The sequence below is a fragment of the Brevundimonas sp. NPDC007368 genome, assembly GCF_042869015.1.
GTDB lineage: Bacteria > Pseudomonadota > Alphaproteobacteria > Caulobacterales > Caulobacteraceae > Brevundimonas.
Genome location: NZ_JBIAFA010000002.1, coordinates 78,555 through 95,083, shown reverse-complemented (window position 1 = coordinate 95,083; position 16,529 = coordinate 78,555). Strand labels below are relative to the sequence as shown.

Below are 16,529 nucleotides of genomic sequence, written 5' to 3'. Positions count from 1 at the left end.
ATGACCACCACCATCGAAATCGGCGCCGCGCCGCTCACCCTCGCCCAGCTTCGCGCCGCCCTGAACGGCCCGGTCACGGTCAGCCTGACCGACGCCGCCTGGGCCAATGTCGAAAAGGGCGCGGCGGTCGTCGCCGCCATCCTGGCCGAGGGCCGCACGGTATACGGCATCAACACCGGCTTCGGCCTGCTGGCCAACACCAGCATTGCGACGGAAGACCTTGAAACTCTTCAGAAGAACCTGGTGCTCAGCCACGCCTGCGGCGTCGGCGCGCCGCTGGACGAGAACGTCACCCGCCTTCTGATGGTGCTGAAGATCGCCAGCCTGTCCAAGGGCGCCTCGGGCGTGCGTCGCCACACGCTGGAGACCCTGATCGGCATGGTCAACGCCGAGGTCCTGCCGCTGATCCCGTCCAAGGGTTCGGTCGGCGCCTCCGGCGACCTGGCCCCGCTGGCCCACATGTCCTGCGTCCTGATCGGCGTCGGCGAGGCCCGCTATCAGGGTCAGACGCTGGACGCCGTGACGGCCCTGGCCAAGGCCGGGCTGAAGCCCGTCGTCCTGGGCCCCAAGGAGGGTCTGGCCCTGCTGAACGGCACCCAGTGCTCGACGGCCCTGGCCCTGGCCGGCCTGTTTGCCGCCGAGGACGTCTTCGCCGCCGCCATCGCGGCGGGCGGCCTGTCGGTCGACGCCCTGCTGGGGTCGGACGCCCCGTTCGACCACCGCATCCACGCCCTGCGCGGCCAGCCGGGTCAGATCGACGTGGCACGCCGCCTGCGCGAACTGCTGACCGGAAGCGCCATCCGCGACAGCCACCGCCACGACTGCGCCAAGGTGCAGGATCCCTACTCCCTGCGCTGCCAGCCGCAGGTCATGGGCGCCACGCTGGACGTCCTGCGCAACGCCGCCGCCATGCTGGAGCGTGAAGCCAACGCCGTGACCGACAATCCGCTGGTCTTCATCGAGGACGGAGACGTCATCTCGGGTGGCAACTTCCACGCCGAACCTGTTGCTTATGCAGCAGATATGATCGCCATGACCCTGTGCGAGATCGGCAATATCTCCGAGCGTCGCACCTCCATCCTGGTCGATCCCAAGATGACCGACCTGCCCGCCTTCCTGGTCAAGGACAGCGGCGTGAACTCGGGCTTCATGATCGCCCAGGTGACGGCGGCGGCCCTGGTGGCCGAGAACCGCATGGTCGCCCACCCCTGCGTCATCGACACCGTGCCGACCAGCGCCAACCAGGAAGACCACGTCTCGATGGCCACCCACGGCGCGCGTCGCCTGCTGGACATGGCCGCCAACACCGCGACCGTGGTGGGCATCGAACTGCTGGCCGCGGCACAGGGCATCGACTTCCGTCGTCCGCTGACCTCGTCGTCGGAACTGGAACAGACCTACGCCATCGTGCGCGAGGCGGCCGAGCCCTACTCTGCCGACCGCTACTTCGCGCCGGACATCGCCCGTGCGACGGACGCGGTGCGGGCCGGACGTTACCGCGCCTTCGCCGGCGATCTGCTGCCCTCGGCGTAGATCTCGGCCAAGCCCCGCACATCGACGACAGGCGTGTGCGGGGCTTGCACACTCCCCTTGATGGCGCGCCTGAACCTGGACGACGCCTCCTCATCTCCCCCTCAACAAGGTCGCGGAAACTCCGGCGTGAACCTCGGCCGCCTCTGACCCGTTGAGGACGTGTGCGGCGCTTTGGTCGCGCTGACGGGAGGCTTCTGAATGAAGGTCGTCGCTCTGAGCGGGCTGGCGCTTGGCATCATGACGCTGGGAGGCGGGGGTTGGGCGGCATGGAACTCCACGGCCATCGCCCACCGCGACGTTGTCGGCGCCGCCATGCATATCGAGGTGGTCGCGCCCCAAGAACCGAACCTTCCACCCCCTACGGCCCTGGCCGTCGGCGACCTGCGGGACGACTATGTCCATGACCCGAAGCGGCTACGGCCGCCCGCAGTGCTCGATGCAGAATACGCCTATCTCGAAGCGGGTTGGTCCGACCCGCCTCCCGAAGAGGAGCCGCCGCTCGAGCGTACAGGCGGGCTAGTGTGGACGACCTTGCGCCCCGCACCGATCCAACTCGAGCCTCACGACTACAGCTTCGGCTTCGACCAGCCGCTACCGGCTCAAACGCCGGAGGATGATCGCTCGCCAACCCAGATCGCGGCCGCCGATACGGCCATCCGGGACGAAGGCGGCCTCGACTAGAGCTGTCGAGGCCGCCGCGTCATCAACGGCGCGAGGTGACGCTGAGGGTGTAGTCGCCCTCTTCCGATGATCCGAGCGTATTGGCGCGGATCGAATAGGTTCCCGGACGCAGGGTCTGGACGATCTGGGCGCTGGTGCCGCCGCCGCTGTCGTCGTCGGTGGCCAGGGAGTCGCCGTCGCACTGCGGCCCTTCATAGAGCCCCAGGTAGGCGTCGAAATCACCGGAATCGAGACGGAGGGCGACACTGCCCGCGCGCGCGATCGTCAGGGCGTAGCAGTCGTAGAAGGAGCCGTCGTCGGCGCGGCGGTCGCTGAACTCCAGACGGCCCGAGCGGCTTTCGCCGACCGAGATCGGCAGGACCTGGGTGGTCGGACGGATGCGCTCGCCCGCCGAGACGCGCAGCTCATAACGGCCGGTCTCGCCCTCGCTCAGGGTGTTGGCCTTGATGATCCACAGGCCGCCGCTGGAGGCGAAGCGCAGCTGCGAGTTGGTGCCCATGTCGGGGCCGTCGTCGTTGGTGATCGAGGTGTCGTCGCAGTCCGCCCCGGCGCCCGCCGACAGATAGGTGTCGAAGTCCGACGAGCTGAGCGTGACCGTATAGGCCTCGTCCGGGTTGGTCTGAACGACGTAGCAACGGTAGTGCGAGCCGTCGCCCATGCGGGCGTCCTTGGCGGTGAAGTTGCCCTGGATGGTCTGGCCGGGGCGGATGGTGCTCTGGGCCGAAGCGGCGCCGGCGACGGTCAGAGCCGAGGCCAGAACGGTCGTCATCAGAAGGGTGCGCATAGAGGGGGAGTCTCCGTGGGGTCCGAAACAGCGCCCTAACCCGAGCGCCTAAACAGTTGATTTATTTTACACTTAGCAAGGGTACGCGTTTCAGCGCCGCTACGTTGGCGGCGTTGGTGCAGAAGCAGACGGTGCGCAGTTGCCGGATCACGGTCTGGAAGTGGGCGACCACCGCCTCGGTCGACTCAGTCGCCGCCTGAATGACGCCCGAGGCCATGCCGACCACATCTGCACCCAAACGAACGGCCTTGGCCACGTCGACACCGTCGCGGACTCCGCCCGAACCGATGATCAGGGCCTCAGGCAAGGCGTTGCGCGCCTCGGCGATGGCGCGGGCGGTGGGGATGCCCCAGGCGGCGAAGGCGGCGGCGTGGGCCTTGTCCGCCGAATCGATCGCGCGCTCGCCCTCGATCAGGCCCCAGTTGGCGCCCCCCGCCCCGGCGACATCCACACCCGCCGCCCCCATGGCGATCAGGCGCTGGGCGGTGACGGCGGAAATGCCTGCCCCCGTCTCCTTGACAATGACCGGCGCGTCCAGATCGCGGATCAGGGCCTGAAGGGCTGCGCCCACGCCCCACCAGTCTCGGTCGCCCTCGGGCTGACAGGCTTCCTGCAAGGGGTTGAGGTGCACGACCAGGGCGTCGGCGCCGATCATGTCCAGCGCCCGCCTCGCCTGCCCGACGCCGAAACCGCGCGTCAGCTGGGCCGCGCCGATATTGGCCAGAATCGGCGTGTCGGGTGCCCGGTCACGCAAGGACCGATCCAGTCCGCCGGTCGCCCCGCCCTCGATGGCCGCCCGCTGCGAGCCAACGGCCAGGGCGATGCCCAGATGCTGAGCGGCCTCGGCCAAACGGGCGTTGATGGCCTCGGCGCGAGCCGGTCCACCGGTCATGGCGCTGATCAGCAGGGGCGCTTGCAGACGCCGCCCGAGGAAGTCGGCGCCGAGGTCGATCTTGGCGTGGTCCAGATCCGGCAAGGCCTCATGTACGAAGCGCCAGTCGTCGAAGCCGGAAGCCAGGGCGTGACGCCCGCCGCCGGACAGCACCACGTCGAGGTGCTGGTCCTTGCGGCCCAGGATCAGGTCGTCGCTCATCGCGCCCTCCCCGTCAGCCTCAGGGCTGGCGCTCGACCGTCAGCACGTAATCGCCAGTCGAGGCGGCGGCGAAGCTGCGGGCGCGCACGACATAGGTCCCGTCGCGCGGCGCGGTCCAGTCCAGCCGGGCGTGGGTGTCCGACAGGCTGTCGTCGTCCTCAGCCAGACTGCGGAAGTCGCCGTCCTTGTCCTCGCCCACCTCGACGAAAGCGTCGAAAGCGGCTGAGATCATGGTGAAACGCAGCTTCTCGTCCGCCTTGGCCTTGAAGGTGTAGGCGTCGAAGGAAACGCCCTCGTCATTCATGGCGTCGTTGTCGGTCAGGCTGCCGCGCGCCGTCGATCCGACCAGCAGGCTGCCCGCGCCCGGTTCAGGCCCACGGTCGGCAAACTCCAGCGAATAGAGCCCCTTGCCGCTGCTGGAATAGGGCAGAGCGCGAATCACATAGTCGCCGTCTTCCGGCAGGGTGAAGGTCAGCCGGGCGTCCGTGCCCTGACGCAGGCCGTCGTCGTCAGACGCCAGTTCCTCGAATTCGTCGCCCGCCTTGCCGACCTGCAGCAGGGCGTCGAAATCGCCCGAACGCATGATGGCTTGAACGCGCTGGCCCTCGGTCCCGCTGAAGGCGTAGCCGTCATAGAGGCGCCCCTCGTCATCGACCGCGCCGCCCAGCTTCAGGTCGCCCTGAACCGTCTGGCCGAAACTGATGGCGGTCGGCGGCGGCGGCGGCGCCACCTCTTCCAGTTTCAGATCGTAGCTGCCCGTGGCGTCCGAGAAGCCGCGCGCCTCGATCAGATAGTCGCCGTCGTCAGGCAGGACGAAAGTCAGGCGGGCGTTCAGTTCGCCGCCGCTGTCGTCGTCGGTGGCCAGGCTGTTGTGATTGGCGTCGAACAGTTCGAGGTAGCTGTCGAAATCGTCGGCCTTCAGACTGATCGCCACGCGTTGGCCCGCGCGACCAGTGAAGCGGTACAGGTCAGCAGGCGCGCCGGCGTCGCTCTGGGCGCTGTCGTCGTCCAGACGGCCGCTGACCTCTTCACCGATCGTGATGCTGCGCGCCTCTGGTGCGGGCGGGCCCTGCTCCAGCGACAGGCGATAATCGCCCTCGGCGCCCGAGCTCACTGATGCGGCCTGGATCACATACTCGCCGGCCTGAGGCGTGGTGAAAACGAGGTAGGAGTTCAGCCCCTTGCCCGCGCCATCATCGTTCTGGGCCGACTGCACGAAGGAACCGCCGACCATGCGGCCGATGCGTACCAAGGGGTCGAAGTCATCCGCTTCCAGCAGGATCGCCACCCGATCCCCGGCGTTCGCGCGGAAGGCGTAGGCGTCGAAGGTGTTTCCATCCTCGTCTTCGGCGTCGCCGCTGGTGAGGCGGCCCGAAACGTCGCCGCCGACCGTGATCCGCCCCGGACGCGGCTGGCGCGGGGCCACGCGCTCGCTAAGCGCCAGGGTGTACCCCCCGGTCTCCAGACCCGAATAGGGCCGTGCGCGGACAATATAAACCCCGTCACTCTCGGCCGTGAAGCGCAGGCGGGCGTTCATTCCGCTGCCGGCGCCGTCGTCGTCGGTCCCCAGCGGCTCGCCCGAGGTGCGGCCCTCCGCGTAAATCGCCAGGAAGGAATCAAAGTCGCTGCTGCGCAGTTCGGCCTGCAGACGCTGTCCTGCACGAAGCTGCACCCGGTAGTCGTCATAGCGGTAGGCGTCGCTGCCCCGGGTTCGCGCATCCCCTTCTTCCAGTCGTCCGCGAACCTCGGCGCCGATGCGGATGTCCGTCGCGCTCTGGGCGAAAACGGAGCCGGACGACAGCAGGGCGACGGCGCTGACCGCCCCGAACAGGGCCGCGAACTGAGAATGACGCATGAAAACCTCTTTGCTGGCGCTATCATAGACGCCGAACCGCAGCGGCTGTAAATCGCGCCCACGCTTTCACGTTCCCAAGCCTTTTGGAGCCGATCATGGCTGACGAACCCGCCCGCGCCTCGCTCATCGACGGCAAGGCCTTCTCGCAGACCCTGGTCGAGCGCGTGGCCGCGGCCGCCGCGCGCCTGGAAGCCGCTCACGGGGTCAAGCCAGGCCTGGCCGTGGTCATCGTCGGCGAAGACCCCGCCAGCCAGCTCTATGTCCGCAACAAGGGCGAAACGACGCTGAAGGCGGGGATGCGGTCGGACACCCACCGCCTGCCCGACACAACGACCCAGGCCGAGCTTCTGGCGCTGATCGCGGCGCTTAACGCCGACGCGGGCATCCATGGCATTCTGGTGCAACTGCCCCTGCCCAGGCATATCGATTCGGCCGCCGTCCTGGGCGCTATCGACCCGGACAAGGACGTCGACGGCTTCCATGTGGTCAACGTCGGGCGCCTGGCGGTGGGTCTGCCCGGCATGATCCCCTGCACTCCTCTGGGCAGCCTGATGATGCTGAAGGACCAACTGGGCGACCTGTCGGGCCTGAACGCCGTCATCGTCGGTCGCTCCAACATCGTCGGCAAGCCGATGGCCCAACTGCTGCTGGGTGAAAGCTGCACCGTCACCATCGCCCACTCACGCACCCGCGACCTGCCCGCCCTGTGCCGCACCGCCGACATTCTGGTGGCCGCCGTGGGTCGCCCCGAGATGATCAAGGGCGACTGGATCAAGCCGGGCGCCACCGTCATCGACGTGGGCATCAACCGCGTCCCCTCGAAGGACCCGGTCAAGGCCGCCGAGGGCAAGACCCGCGTCGTCGGCGACGTGGACTTCAATGAAGCGGTCGAGGTCGCGGGCCGGATCACCCCGGTCCCCGGCGGCGTCGGCCCCATGACCATCGCCTGCCTGCTGGCCAACACCTACACCGCCGCCTGCCGAGCCGCAGGCGTGACACCCGAAAACCTGAACAGCTAAACGTCTCGAAAAATCCAGCCTTGAAGCGGAGCCTTTCGGCCCCGATAGTCTTTACCGGATCAGCGGTCATCATGGCCGCCGGAGGAGCTCATGGCTGGATTCTCGCCCCGTCTCGCGGCCGTCGCCGCCGTCGTCGTCCTGACCCCCGCCGTGGCGGGCTGCGGCTACAACACCATTCCGACCAAGCAGGAACGGGCCGAGGCGGCCTGGGCCGATGTCCAGAGCCAGTATCAGCGCCGTTCGGACCTGGTGCCGAATCTGGTCGCTACGGTTCAGGGCGCGGCCATTCAGGAACGCACCACCCTGACCCAGGTGATCGAGGCCCGCGCCAAGGCCACCAGCGTCAACATCGACGCCTCCAACCTCGATAACGCGGCCGCCTTCCAGCAGTATCAACAGGCTCAGGGCGAGCTGTCGTCCGCCCTGTCGCGCCTGTTGGTGACGGTCGAGGCCTATCCGCAGCTGCAGGCCAATCAGAACTTCCTGACCCTGCAGTCGCAATTGGAAGGCACCGAGAACCGCATCGCCGTGGCGCGCCGCGACTACAATGAGGCGGTCCGCGATTACAACACGTCCTTGCGCACCTTCCCGACCGTGATCTGGGCCAAGACCCTGCACGGCGGCTCCAAGCCCATGCAGCTGTTTACCGCCACCGCCGAGGCCCAGAGCGCCCCGAGCGTGAACTTCAACCTCGGCGTTCCCGGCGCCCAACCCGGCGGCGGCGCGCCCGCGACCGCGCCGGGAGCCGCGCCCGGTTCGCCCCCGCCCGCGGCGGCTCCGGCTCCGGCGGCGTAGTCAGCCTGACATGAGCCCTTCCGCCCTCGCCCCGAGGGAACGGCGAGCGTCGGGCCTGATCCCGGCGCTGCTGCTCGGCCTTGTCCTGTTCTGGGCGGCCCTGCCCGCCCTCTCCGCCGAGATCAAATTCCCGACGCTGACGGGCCGGGTCGTCGATGACGCCCAACTGCTGACCCCGGAACAGGAACAGGCCCTGACCGGCAAGCTGGCCACGCTGGAACAGCAGACCGGGGATCAACTGGTCGTCGTCACCCTGCCCTCGCTTCAGGATCAGGAGATCGAGGATTTCGGCTATCAGCTGGGTCGTCACTGGGGCATCGGTCAGAAGGAAAACGACGGCGGCGCCCTGCTGATCGTCGCCCCGAACGAGCGCAAGGTGCGGATCGAGGTCGGATACGGGCTGGAAGGCGTCCTGACCGACGCCTACTCCTCGCTGATCATCCGCAACGACATCCTGCCCGCCTTCCGACAGGGCGACTACGCCGCCGGCATCATCGCCGGGGCCGACGCCATCATCGCCCAGCTGACCGCCGATCCCGCCGAGGCCCAGGCCCGCGCGGCCGAAGCCAAGAGCGCGGCGAGCGAGCGCGAGAAGCCGATCCTGCCGGCCCTGATCATCTTCCTGATCTTCTTCTTCCTGTTCATCAGCCTGGTCGGGGCGGCGGCGGGCGGTCGCAGACGTCACGGCAAGGGTGACGGCCTGACCCCCATTCTGATCTGGGCCGCCAGCGAGGCGCTGAAGAACCAGGGCCGCGGCGGTCGTGGAGGCGGCGGCTGGGGCGGCGGAGGCGGTTTCGGCGGCGGCGGATTTGGCGGAGGCGGATTTGGCGGAGGCGGCGGCGGCTTCGGCGGCGGCGGCGCCTCGGGGGGATGGTGATGCAGTTCACGACCGACGACCACGCCCGCGTCGCCGAGGCCATCGCACGCGCCGAGGAGAACACCTCGGGCGAGATCTTCTGCGTCGTGGCGCGGCAGGTGTCCTCCTATCGCGACGTCAGTCTGGCCTGGGCGGCGGCGGCGGCCCTGTTGCTGCCGCTCGGCCTGATCCCCCTGGGCTTCGGGGCTCACTGGCTGCCCAATCTGGCGGGCCTGGGCAGCGCCGACTGGCAGGCGGCCCACGCCGCCGCGCGCGAGGTCGAGATCGGACAGGCTCTGGCCGCCTATGCTCTGGTGCAGGCGGCGGTCTTCGTCAGCGTCTTCCTGCTGAGCCTCATCCCCGCCGTGCGCCGGCTGCTCACCCCCGCCCCCTTGCGCCGCACCCGCGTGCGCCGCGCCGCCATGCAGCAGTTCCTGGCCCACGGCCTGCACGTCACCGAGGCGCGGACCGGGGTGCTGATCTTCGCCGCCCTGGCCGATCATCAGGTCGAGGTCATCGCCGATGAAGGCATCCACGCCTGCGTCAGCCCCGAGGTCTGGGCCGACGCCGTCGCCGCCCTCACCGAGGGCCTGCGCCGCAATCAGCCGGTCGAGGGCATGCAGCAGGCCATTGCCCTGTGCGGTCAGGTTCTGGCGGAACAGTTTCCGCCGCGAGCCGCTGATATCAACGAGGTCCCCGACCGTCTGGTTGTCATCTAGACTGTATAGACAGGCTGCGGGATCGACCGCGCCGACAAGGACCCATGCCCAGACTCGTCACCTATAATGTGCACCGCTGCGTCGGCGTCGACCGCAAGCTGGACGTGGCGCGCGTCGCCGCCGTCATCGCCGAACTGGAGCCGGACATCGTCTGTCTGCAGGAACTGGACGTCGGCCGCGCCCGCACCAACGGCGTCGATCAGGCCCACGCCATCGCCGAGCGGCTTTCGATGGGCTTCCGCTTCCATCCGGCCATGACCATCGAGGCCGAGTTGTACGGCGACGCCATCCTGACGGCGCGACCCGAGCGGCTGATCCGCGCCGCCGCCCTGCCGACCCTGCCCAATCTGCGAGGCCTGGAGCCGCGCGGCGCCCTGTGGTCGGCCATCGACTTCGACGGAACCATCCTGAACGTCTTCAACACCCACCTGGGTCTGGTGCCGCGCGAGCAGAGGCTGCAGGCGGCAGCCCTGGTCGGACGGGACTGGCTGGGCGATCCGGCCTGCAAGGGTCCAACCATCCTGACCGGCGACTTCAACGCCACCTCGATCACCCGCCCCTATCACGCCCTGACCCGACGGCTGGCCGACGCCCAGCGCGAACTGGGATTGAAGCCTTCGGTGAAGACCTTCCCCTCCAGCTTCCCGGCCATCCGCATCGACCACTGCTTCGTCAGCCCTGAGATCCGGGTGACGGGGGCCATGACGCCGCTGCATCCGCTGGCGCGGGCCGCTTCGGACCATCTGCCGCTGGCGATCGACTTCGAGTTTCAGCCCGGCGTTTGAGGCCCCTTGAGGCGGGGACGCTGCGAGCGATTCAATCGCTTCCAGGGCCGCCACGCATCCGTCGACGAGCCGGGATCACCCAGCTGCCATTCGGCGATCATCCGCTGGGCCTTGCTGGGCGGGTCCGAGCCCAGCACCGTCATCCGATCGGCGCCGAAAGTCTGGACCGCCTGCCCGACCGAACCCATGACCGCCTCGGCATGGGCGAAGTCCTCGCCCGATATACCGAGAAAATGGCCGATGGATTGCTGGCGGAAGCGGCGGATCGCCTCGCGCCCCTCCTCCGTCGTCGGCTCGGCGGCCACGTCGCATTCGGTATCCAGGCCCTGCGAGCGGTTGTTCAGATTGGTCGAGCCGATCCGCAGCAAGCGATCGTCGATGACCGACATCTTGGCGTGGACGATGATCCGGTCGCCCTCAATGGTGCGCGGACTGAAGGCGAAGAAACGGTTGTATTGATCCGCCTGCTCCAGCCGGTACAGGACCTCGGCGCGGGCCGTGTCCATCGTCAGACTGTCGAACCAGCTGGGACTACGCCCGGTCGAGACCAGCACCACCTCCGGCCCCTCCGGCTCGGCCAGCCGTTCAGCGAGACCGGCGGCGATAACGGGCGAGGTGAAGTACTGGTTCTCGAGATAGATCAGCCGCTTCGCCCTGCGGATCGATTCCAGATGCAGGGCCTCGTTCTCGCGCACCTCGGGCCGCCCTCGAACGCGCGGCTCGGTGCGTGCGATGCCGACGGGCACGTTGGTCAGGCTCGGCTCCACGCCGTCCGGCCAGGGGTCGCTCTGGACCACGTCCGGCAGGGTTCGTTCCCAGGTGGCGCGATACCAGCGCTCCCGCGCCAGATCGCCCAGAGCCTTGGCCGCCGGCCCGTCCATGACGCACATGACCTCGTGCCGGGGGGCGCTGAACAGGCCGGACGGCTGGCAGCGGCGCGGGTCGTTGTCGAGATGCTCGGCGGTGTCCCAACGGTCCGTGGCGATGTCGCCGCCGCCGCAAAAGGCCACCTTGTCGTCGATGACGATCACCTTCTGATGGTGGCAAGCCCCGAGGATGCCGGGGTTGTCGAGGCGGAATTCCACCGTGCGCTTACGGAACCAGCGCTGCGCCTTGTGCGGATAGAAGCCCTGGGATGCGGCGATCAGCAACGGCGACTTCCAGATCAGCAGCCGCACGTCCAGATCAGGCTTTTCACGCACCAGCATCCGCAACTGATGGCCGATCTCGCCGCGCCGGTCAGTCAGCGGGGATTCAGGGTCCAGCCGCGTCCTCGGGTCGAACTGCCAACCCAGAACGACGATGGACGTAGTCGCCTTTTGCAAGGCCGAAGCCAGGGCGTCGAAGTAGGCGTTGTTCTCCATCAGCGGTGTGAAACGGCTGGCTATCGCCACGCGCCAGCAGTCGCGCCCGGGATCGAGCAGGCTGCCTTCATAAGTGTCGCCCTGGTCGTGCATGCGGCCTTAGCTGTCTGATTCGCGTGACGATCCGCCCAGCGTCCGATGTTACAGTGACGCTGCCACGATTTTCGTTCCACGACCGCCGGTCAATGGCTCCGCTTCATATTGCCGCCTCATTGTAATACGGCCCTGCGTCTGTCATAACGCCGACCATGCAAATGCTGCTGGAAATGCTGGCTGGCCTGATTGCGATGCTCGCTGCGGCGGCGTTGTCGCAGTTCGGCGTCGATTTGCACGCCCCGCGCAACGCTGATCGTGAGATCCAGCGCGTGCAGGACTGCAGCAAGGACAAGCCCGCCGCCGCCATCACCGTCGCCGCGCCCAGCGACTGCTGATACGGCCGCTTCAGCGGCGATCATCCCCGATCTTCCCGTTGAATCCCTGCGTCCGAGCCTTTGCGCGACCGGATCCAGCCGCTAGGGTTCAATCCCTCCGCGCGCCCTCGCCGCGTATCCGGCGAATAGTGATCGAGATCGACGCCCCATGAAGTCCAGCCATCGGCCGCCGCTCAACCTCTCCGACCCGGAACCGGGCGAGGGTCACGACGAGTCCAGTCCCTTTGTGACGTCCGAAGAGGATTCGGCGCTCGCTTCCGACGACTCCCTGGAGCTCGAGCGGACGCTCGAGCCCGAACGCCCCATGTCCGAGCGTCGTCGTCGCCGCCTGCTCGAGGAGCAGCGTCTGGCCGAGGAGCGCGCCGCCGCGCTGCACGCCCAGCCCGAACTGTCCATTTCGGCCGATGCGCCCCCCGCCGTCGTCGACGAGACGTCGCACCCCGCCCCTATCACCGCCGCTTCGAGCCGCCGCTCCGCCGTCGCGCGCCCCGGCGGCAACGCCTATATGATCGCCGGCCTGGCCTCGGCCCTCTGGATCGGCGGCGTGGCCTCCTGGTTCGCCTATGAGTTCGGATCGGGCGCGGTACAGTTGGAGCCGCTGCGGCTGGCCGTCTACGCCCTGATCGCTCTCGCCCCTGCGGGCCTCGCCATCATGCTGGCCCATGCCGTGCGTCAAGGCGCCAATCTGGCGAACGAGACCCGTCGTGCGCGTGACATGGCCGAGTCCCTGGTCGGACCGACCGCCCTGGCCGCCCATCAGACGGGCCAGGTTCTGACCAGCCTGCGCGGCGACATAGATCAGGCGGCCCTGGCCGCCGAACGCGCCCGCAACGACATGGCCCTGCTGCGCGAAGCCCTGGCTCAGGAAACGGTCCGCCTGAACGAGGCCGCCGAGAGCGCCGGCCGCACCGCCCGCCGTCTGGCCGACCAGTTGGGCCGCGAGCGCGAACAGATGGGCGCCCTCGGCGTGCAACTGGACAGCCAGGCGACCGGCGTCATCGACGCCGTCGAGCGCCAGTCGCGCATGGTGGTCGACGCCTCTGACCTGGCCCAGACCCAACTGCGCGAGGCCGAGGCCGCCTTGGCCGCTCGCGCCGCCGATCTGGCCGCCGCCGCCGGCGAGGCCCAGGACGCCGCTCGCGCCGCCGCCGACGACCTGGCCCGCCAGACCCTGCGTCTGGAAACCGCCGGAACCGGCGTCGCCGAGCAGATCCAGTCGGTCGAGGAAGGCCTGAGTCAGCAGCGCGCGTCGCTGGTCACCGCCGCCTACGCCCTGCGCACCGATCAGGAAGACTTCTCGGCCCAGATCGAGAGCCAACGCGCCCAGTTCACCGAGCAGTTGTCCCTGACCCGCAGCGCCGCCGGCGAGCTGACCCAGACCAGCGGCGACGTCAGCGACGCCCTGAAAGCCCAGGTCGAGGCCGTGACCGATCAGTTCCGCGCCCTGGTGGACCTGTCGCAGCGCGAGGCCGACGGCTTCGACCACGCCACCAAGCTGGCGCTGGACCGCTTCGAGGCCCTGGCCGCCGAGGCCCGCGATCTTCTGGTCGAGGAAACCCGCCGCGCCCTCTCGGCCCTGCAGGCCACCGCCGAGGAGCAGCGCGCCGCCGCCACCGCCGCCATCGAACAGGCCCAGATCCGCGCCGACCGACTGGGCGAGTCCCTGTTCGACGCCGCCCAGAAGGCCGACGAAGCCGCGGAGGCCCGCATCGACGGCGCCCGCAAGATCGTCAACCAGACCGCCGACATGGTCGATCTGACCGGCGAGAAGGTCATCGAACGTCTGGAGGGCACGCTGGAGCGCATGACCGCCGCCCTGGCCCAGGTCGAAACCGTCGTCGCCGAGATGGACGATCGCGCCAGCCGCCTGCCGGAAGAAGCCGCCGCCCGCGTCAACGCCGTGCGGTCCTCGGTGGAGAGCGGCCTGTCGGCCCTGTCCGCCGCCTCGCGCAAGGCCGCCGAGGACACCGAAGCCCTGGAGTCGGGTTTCCAGGACCGCGTGCGCCGCAACTACGAGATGCTGACCGAGGCCGTCCGCGTCATGGGCGTAGTGTCGGGCGACACGCCGACCAGTCGTCGCCGCGAGCCCCTGCTGTCCGCGGCCGCGCCGGAAACGCCGCGCTACAAGCCGCGCCCGGTTGAGCCGAAGCCCGAACCCAAGCCGGAGCCCAAGGAGCGCGGCTTCGGCCTGCGCGGCCGCCTGCGGCTGGAGCCGACGGGCGACGAAAGCCCGGCCGCGCCGCCCGCACCGACGCCCGCCAAGGACGAGGCCCTGGACTGGAACGATCTGGCCAAGGATTACGATCAGGAGGCCTATGAAGCGCCGCTGGAGCTGGATGCACCGGTCGCCGCGCCGGTCGACGCCGCCGCCCTCGCCGACCGCATCACCGCCGCTATACGCCGCATGGGGGTCGATCCCAATGCGCTGCTGCCGCGCGCCCGCATCGAGGAAGCCGCCCGCGCCCTGGCCGCACAGGACCCCGACCGGGCCCGCCAGATCGTACGCCGCGTCGCCCCCGCCGCCGTGCGCAGCGTCTCGCGCCGCATTCTGGCCGACGCCGAACTGCGCGCCGACGCCGACGCCTATGTCCGCGCCTTCGGTCGGGAAATGCAGGATCAGGCGCGCCGCGGCGACGCCCACGACGTGCAGGCGCGACTGGCGACAGACGAGGGCCGCGCCTTCATGCTGCTGGACGCCGCCATCGGCGACCTCGGCTAAGCTTGCCGCAAAGCTGTCACATTTTGCCCCGACGGGCTTGACCTCCCGCCGGGTTTGACCGCACCGTTCCGGCCGCTGTCGCGTTAGTGTCACACAGGGTGGACTCCTTGCTGGATATGGACAACGGGCTTCGCCCTGATCGGCGCCCCGCTATCGCCATCTGCGCCTGGGACCCGAGCTTCACGGCCTGGGACCCGGTCGAAGACCTGTCGGGCGATCCCTGGAATCCGATCGGAGCCCGCACCCTGCCCGTTGCCGGCTCGGCCGAGGCGGACGCCCTGGCCGCCCAACTCAGCGACCTGCTGGCCAAAGGCGAATGCGGCGCCCTCCTTCTGGTTGGGCGAACCGCCCACACCGGCGTCTTCCGCGTGCAGATGCGGGCCGAAAACCGATGTCTGGACAGGGCCGACCGGCTGGATCACACCGGCCCCGGCGTGGCCCGCGCCACCGCTCCGACCGCCGAGATCGTCCGTGACCTGAGCGCAGCGGGACTAAACGCCGTGGCCGCCTCGGACGCCGAGGAGGATGCGGGCAGCTATATCCTCTATCGCATTCTGAACGACCTGCCGGACGGCCCGGCCTCGCCCGCCATCGGCCTGATCCGCGCGCCGTCCGATGTCACCAACGCCAAGGTGCAGTTGGCGGTCAAGACCGCGGCCTCGGCCATCGCGCGCCACCTGGCGCCCCTGCCCCGTCCCAGCGCCGCCTAGGCCTTCCTCAGTCGCGTCTGCAGGACCACGCCGGCCAGCCCTCCGCTCGCCGCCAGCCCGGCCATGGCCAGATAACCCTTGAGGCCGTAAGCGTCATACAGAGGCCCAGACACCGCCGTCGCCAGGCCGATCAGCAGTCCTGCCGACAGTACGGAGCCCAGCGTCTGCGCCGCTGTGTGATCGTCCGGCGGAGAAAGGCGCTCAACTATCTGCACCCCGGCCAGATAGGTGGCGGCGAAGCTGAACGCGTGCAGGGTCTGCAAAGGCCACAGCGCCCACAGCGGCGGCGCGAAGGCCATCAACGTCCAGCGCACGACCGCCGCGCCCGCGCCGATGGACAGCATCAGCCACGCTCCGATCCCGGCGCGCCGTCGCCACGGCTCGACCACCCACATGAAGCCGATCTCGACCAGAACGGAAAAGGCCCACAGCAGGCCGGTCATGCTCTCGGGAATGCCCTGCGCCTTCCAGGCGATGGCCGAGAAGCCGTAGTAGAAGGCGTGCGCCGCCTGCACCGCGCCGATGGCGAAGACCGCAGCCATGAAGACAGGGTCGACCACCAGCCGCCCCAATCCCTTGAAGCGTTCCAGCCCAGGCAAGCGGGGACCATCCGTGACCGGCTCGGCCGGCAGGACGCGCCAGGCCGTTGCTGCGATCAGAACCGCCGCCGTCGCAATCCAGATGATGACCACGTCGGGCGAGGTGCGCGTCAGCAGGGCCCCCATGCCGATATTGGCGACCACGAAGGCCGCCGAGCCGCAGCCGCGCGGCAGGGAGAAGTCGAAGCCCTCGCGTTTGGCCACCCGCAAGGTCATGACGTCGCTGAGCGGGATCAGCGCCGCCGCCGCCGTGGCCCCGACGAACCAGCAGACCGCCCAGGCGGCGAAGCCCTGCACCAGGCCCGCCCCCCCGTAGCCCAGGGCCATGGCCAGCCCCAGCAGGGCGATCGGCGTGCGCCTGTATCTGAACCCGTCCGCCCAGACCGCCAGCAGCGGGCCGGTCACGACCCGTCCCAGCATGGGGATGGCCAGCAGGGCGCCGATCTCGGCCCCGCTCAGCCCCTGCTCGCGAAACCACAGGCCGGCGAAGGGCAGGGTCACGCCGCTGGCGGCGAACAGCAGGACGTATTGCAGGGCCATGCGCGGAGCGGACTTCATCGCCGCTGCGATAGCAGACTCCGGTAAA

Annotated in this window: 15 protein-coding genes; 10 read left to right on the top strand and 5 right to left on the bottom strand. The window is 69.1% G+C overall.

What is annotated here, in order from left to right:
- Positions 1–1,533 (top strand): histidine ammonia-lyase, encoded by a 1,533-nt coding sequence (hutH, locus tag ACFYLW_RS04090; protein WP_312063560.1) that lies wholly within the window; start codon positions 1–3, stop codon positions 1,531–1,533.
- 198 nt (positions 1,534–1,731) lie between these two features.
- Positions 1,732–2,214: a hypothetical protein gene (locus tag ACFYLW_RS04085; protein WP_312063559.1), complete on the top strand. Its 483-nt coding sequence runs from the start codon at positions 1,732–1,734 to the stop codon at positions 2,212–2,214.
- A gap of 22 nt (positions 2,215–2,236) precedes the next feature.
- Here ACFYLW_RS04085 and ACFYLW_RS04080 read toward each other — a convergent pair whose 3' ends face one another.
- From ACFYLW_RS04080 to ACFYLW_RS04070, 3 genes are all read right to left on the bottom strand, one after another.
- Positions 2,237–2,998 (bottom strand): peptidase, encoded by a 762-nt coding sequence (locus ACFYLW_RS04080; protein ID WP_312063557.1) that lies wholly within the window; start codon positions 2,996–2,998, stop codon positions 2,237–2,239.
- A 61-nt stretch (positions 2,999–3,059) separates the two neighbouring features.
- Positions 3,060–4,091: a type 2 isopentenyl-diphosphate Delta-isomerase gene (fni, locus tag ACFYLW_RS04075; RefSeq protein WP_312063555.1), complete on the bottom strand. Its 1,032-nt coding sequence runs from the start codon at positions 4,089–4,091 to the stop codon at positions 3,060–3,062.
- Positions 4,092–4,110: 19 nt separating this feature from the next.
- Positions 4,111–5,946 carry a PPC domain-containing protein gene (locus ACFYLW_RS04070; protein ID WP_312063553.1) on the bottom strand — a complete coding sequence of 612 codons (1,836 nt, stop codon included), beginning with the start codon at positions 5,944–5,946 and terminating at the stop codon, positions 4,111–4,113.
- A 95-nt stretch (positions 5,947–6,041) separates the two neighbouring features.
- On the opposite strand from ACFYLW_RS04070, the gene folD reads away from it, so the two are divergent.
- From folD to ACFYLW_RS04045, 5 genes are all read left to right on the top strand, one after another.
- A complete protein-coding gene (gene folD, locus ACFYLW_RS04065) occupies positions 6,042–6,965 on the top strand; it encodes a bifunctional methylenetetrahydrofolate dehydrogenase/methenyltetrahydrofolate cyclohydrolase FolD (protein WP_312063551.1) in 924 nt (307 codons plus the stop codon).
- Positions 6,966–7,055: 90 nt separating this feature from the next.
- Positions 7,056–7,760, top strand: coding sequence for a LemA family protein (locus ACFYLW_RS04060; RefSeq protein ID WP_313472618.1), 705 nt, complete (start codon positions 7,056–7,058; stop codon positions 7,758–7,760).
- Positions 7,761–7,770: 10 nt separating this feature from the next.
- Positions 7,771–8,637: a TPM domain-containing protein gene (locus ACFYLW_RS04055; RefSeq protein ID WP_312065482.1), complete on the top strand. Its 867-nt coding sequence runs from the start codon at positions 7,771–7,773 to the stop codon at positions 8,635–8,637.
- On the top strand, positions 8,637–9,335 hold the full coding sequence (locus tag ACFYLW_RS04050; protein WP_312065481.1) for a TPM domain-containing protein: 699 nt from the start codon (positions 8,637–8,639) through the stop codon (positions 9,333–9,335). The genes ACFYLW_RS04055 and ACFYLW_RS04050 overlap by 1 nt, the downstream gene beginning before the upstream one ends.
- 44 nt (positions 9,336–9,379) lie before the next feature.
- Entirely contained in the window at positions 9,380–10,120 is a 741-nt protein-coding gene (locus ACFYLW_RS04045) for an endonuclease/exonuclease/phosphatase family protein (RefSeq protein ID WP_312065480.1), read from the top strand.
- Here the strand turns inward: ACFYLW_RS04045 and ACFYLW_RS04040 are convergent.
- Positions 10,105–11,577, bottom strand: a complete 1,473-nt coding sequence (locus tag ACFYLW_RS04040) for a phospholipase D-like domain-containing protein (protein ID WP_312065479.1) — start codon at positions 11,575–11,577, stop codon at positions 10,105–10,107. The genes ACFYLW_RS04045 and ACFYLW_RS04040 overlap by 16 nt on opposite strands.
- Before the next feature lie 155 nt (positions 11,578–11,732).
- Here ACFYLW_RS04040 and ACFYLW_RS04035 point away from each other — a divergent pair, with 155 nt between their 5' ends.
- From ACFYLW_RS04035 to ACFYLW_RS04025, 3 genes are all read left to right on the top strand, one after another.
- Positions 11,733–11,915 carry a hypothetical protein gene (locus ACFYLW_RS04035; protein ID WP_292082464.1) on the top strand — a complete coding sequence of 61 codons (183 nt, stop codon included), beginning with the start codon at positions 11,733–11,735 and terminating at the stop codon, positions 11,913–11,915.
- Between the two features lie 148 nt (positions 11,916–12,063).
- Positions 12,064–14,634 carry a tipN gene (locus ACFYLW_RS04030; RefSeq protein ID WP_312065478.1) on the top strand — a complete coding sequence of 857 codons (2,571 nt, stop codon included), beginning with the start codon at positions 12,064–12,066 and terminating at the stop codon, positions 14,632–14,634.
- Between the two features lie 116 nt (positions 14,635–14,750).
- Complete coding sequence (locus tag ACFYLW_RS04025; RefSeq protein WP_312065483.1) at positions 14,751–15,344, top strand: hypothetical protein; 594 nt, start codon at positions 14,751–14,753, stop codon at positions 15,342–15,344.
- Here the strand turns inward: ACFYLW_RS04025 and ACFYLW_RS04020 are convergent.
- Positions 15,341–16,501 (bottom strand): MFS transporter, encoded by a 1,161-nt coding sequence (locus ACFYLW_RS04020; RefSeq protein WP_312065477.1) that lies wholly within the window; start codon positions 16,499–16,501, stop codon positions 15,341–15,343. The two genes, ACFYLW_RS04025 and ACFYLW_RS04020, sit on opposite strands and share 4 nt — an antisense overlap.
- Positions 16,502–16,529: the final 28 nt, after the last annotated feature.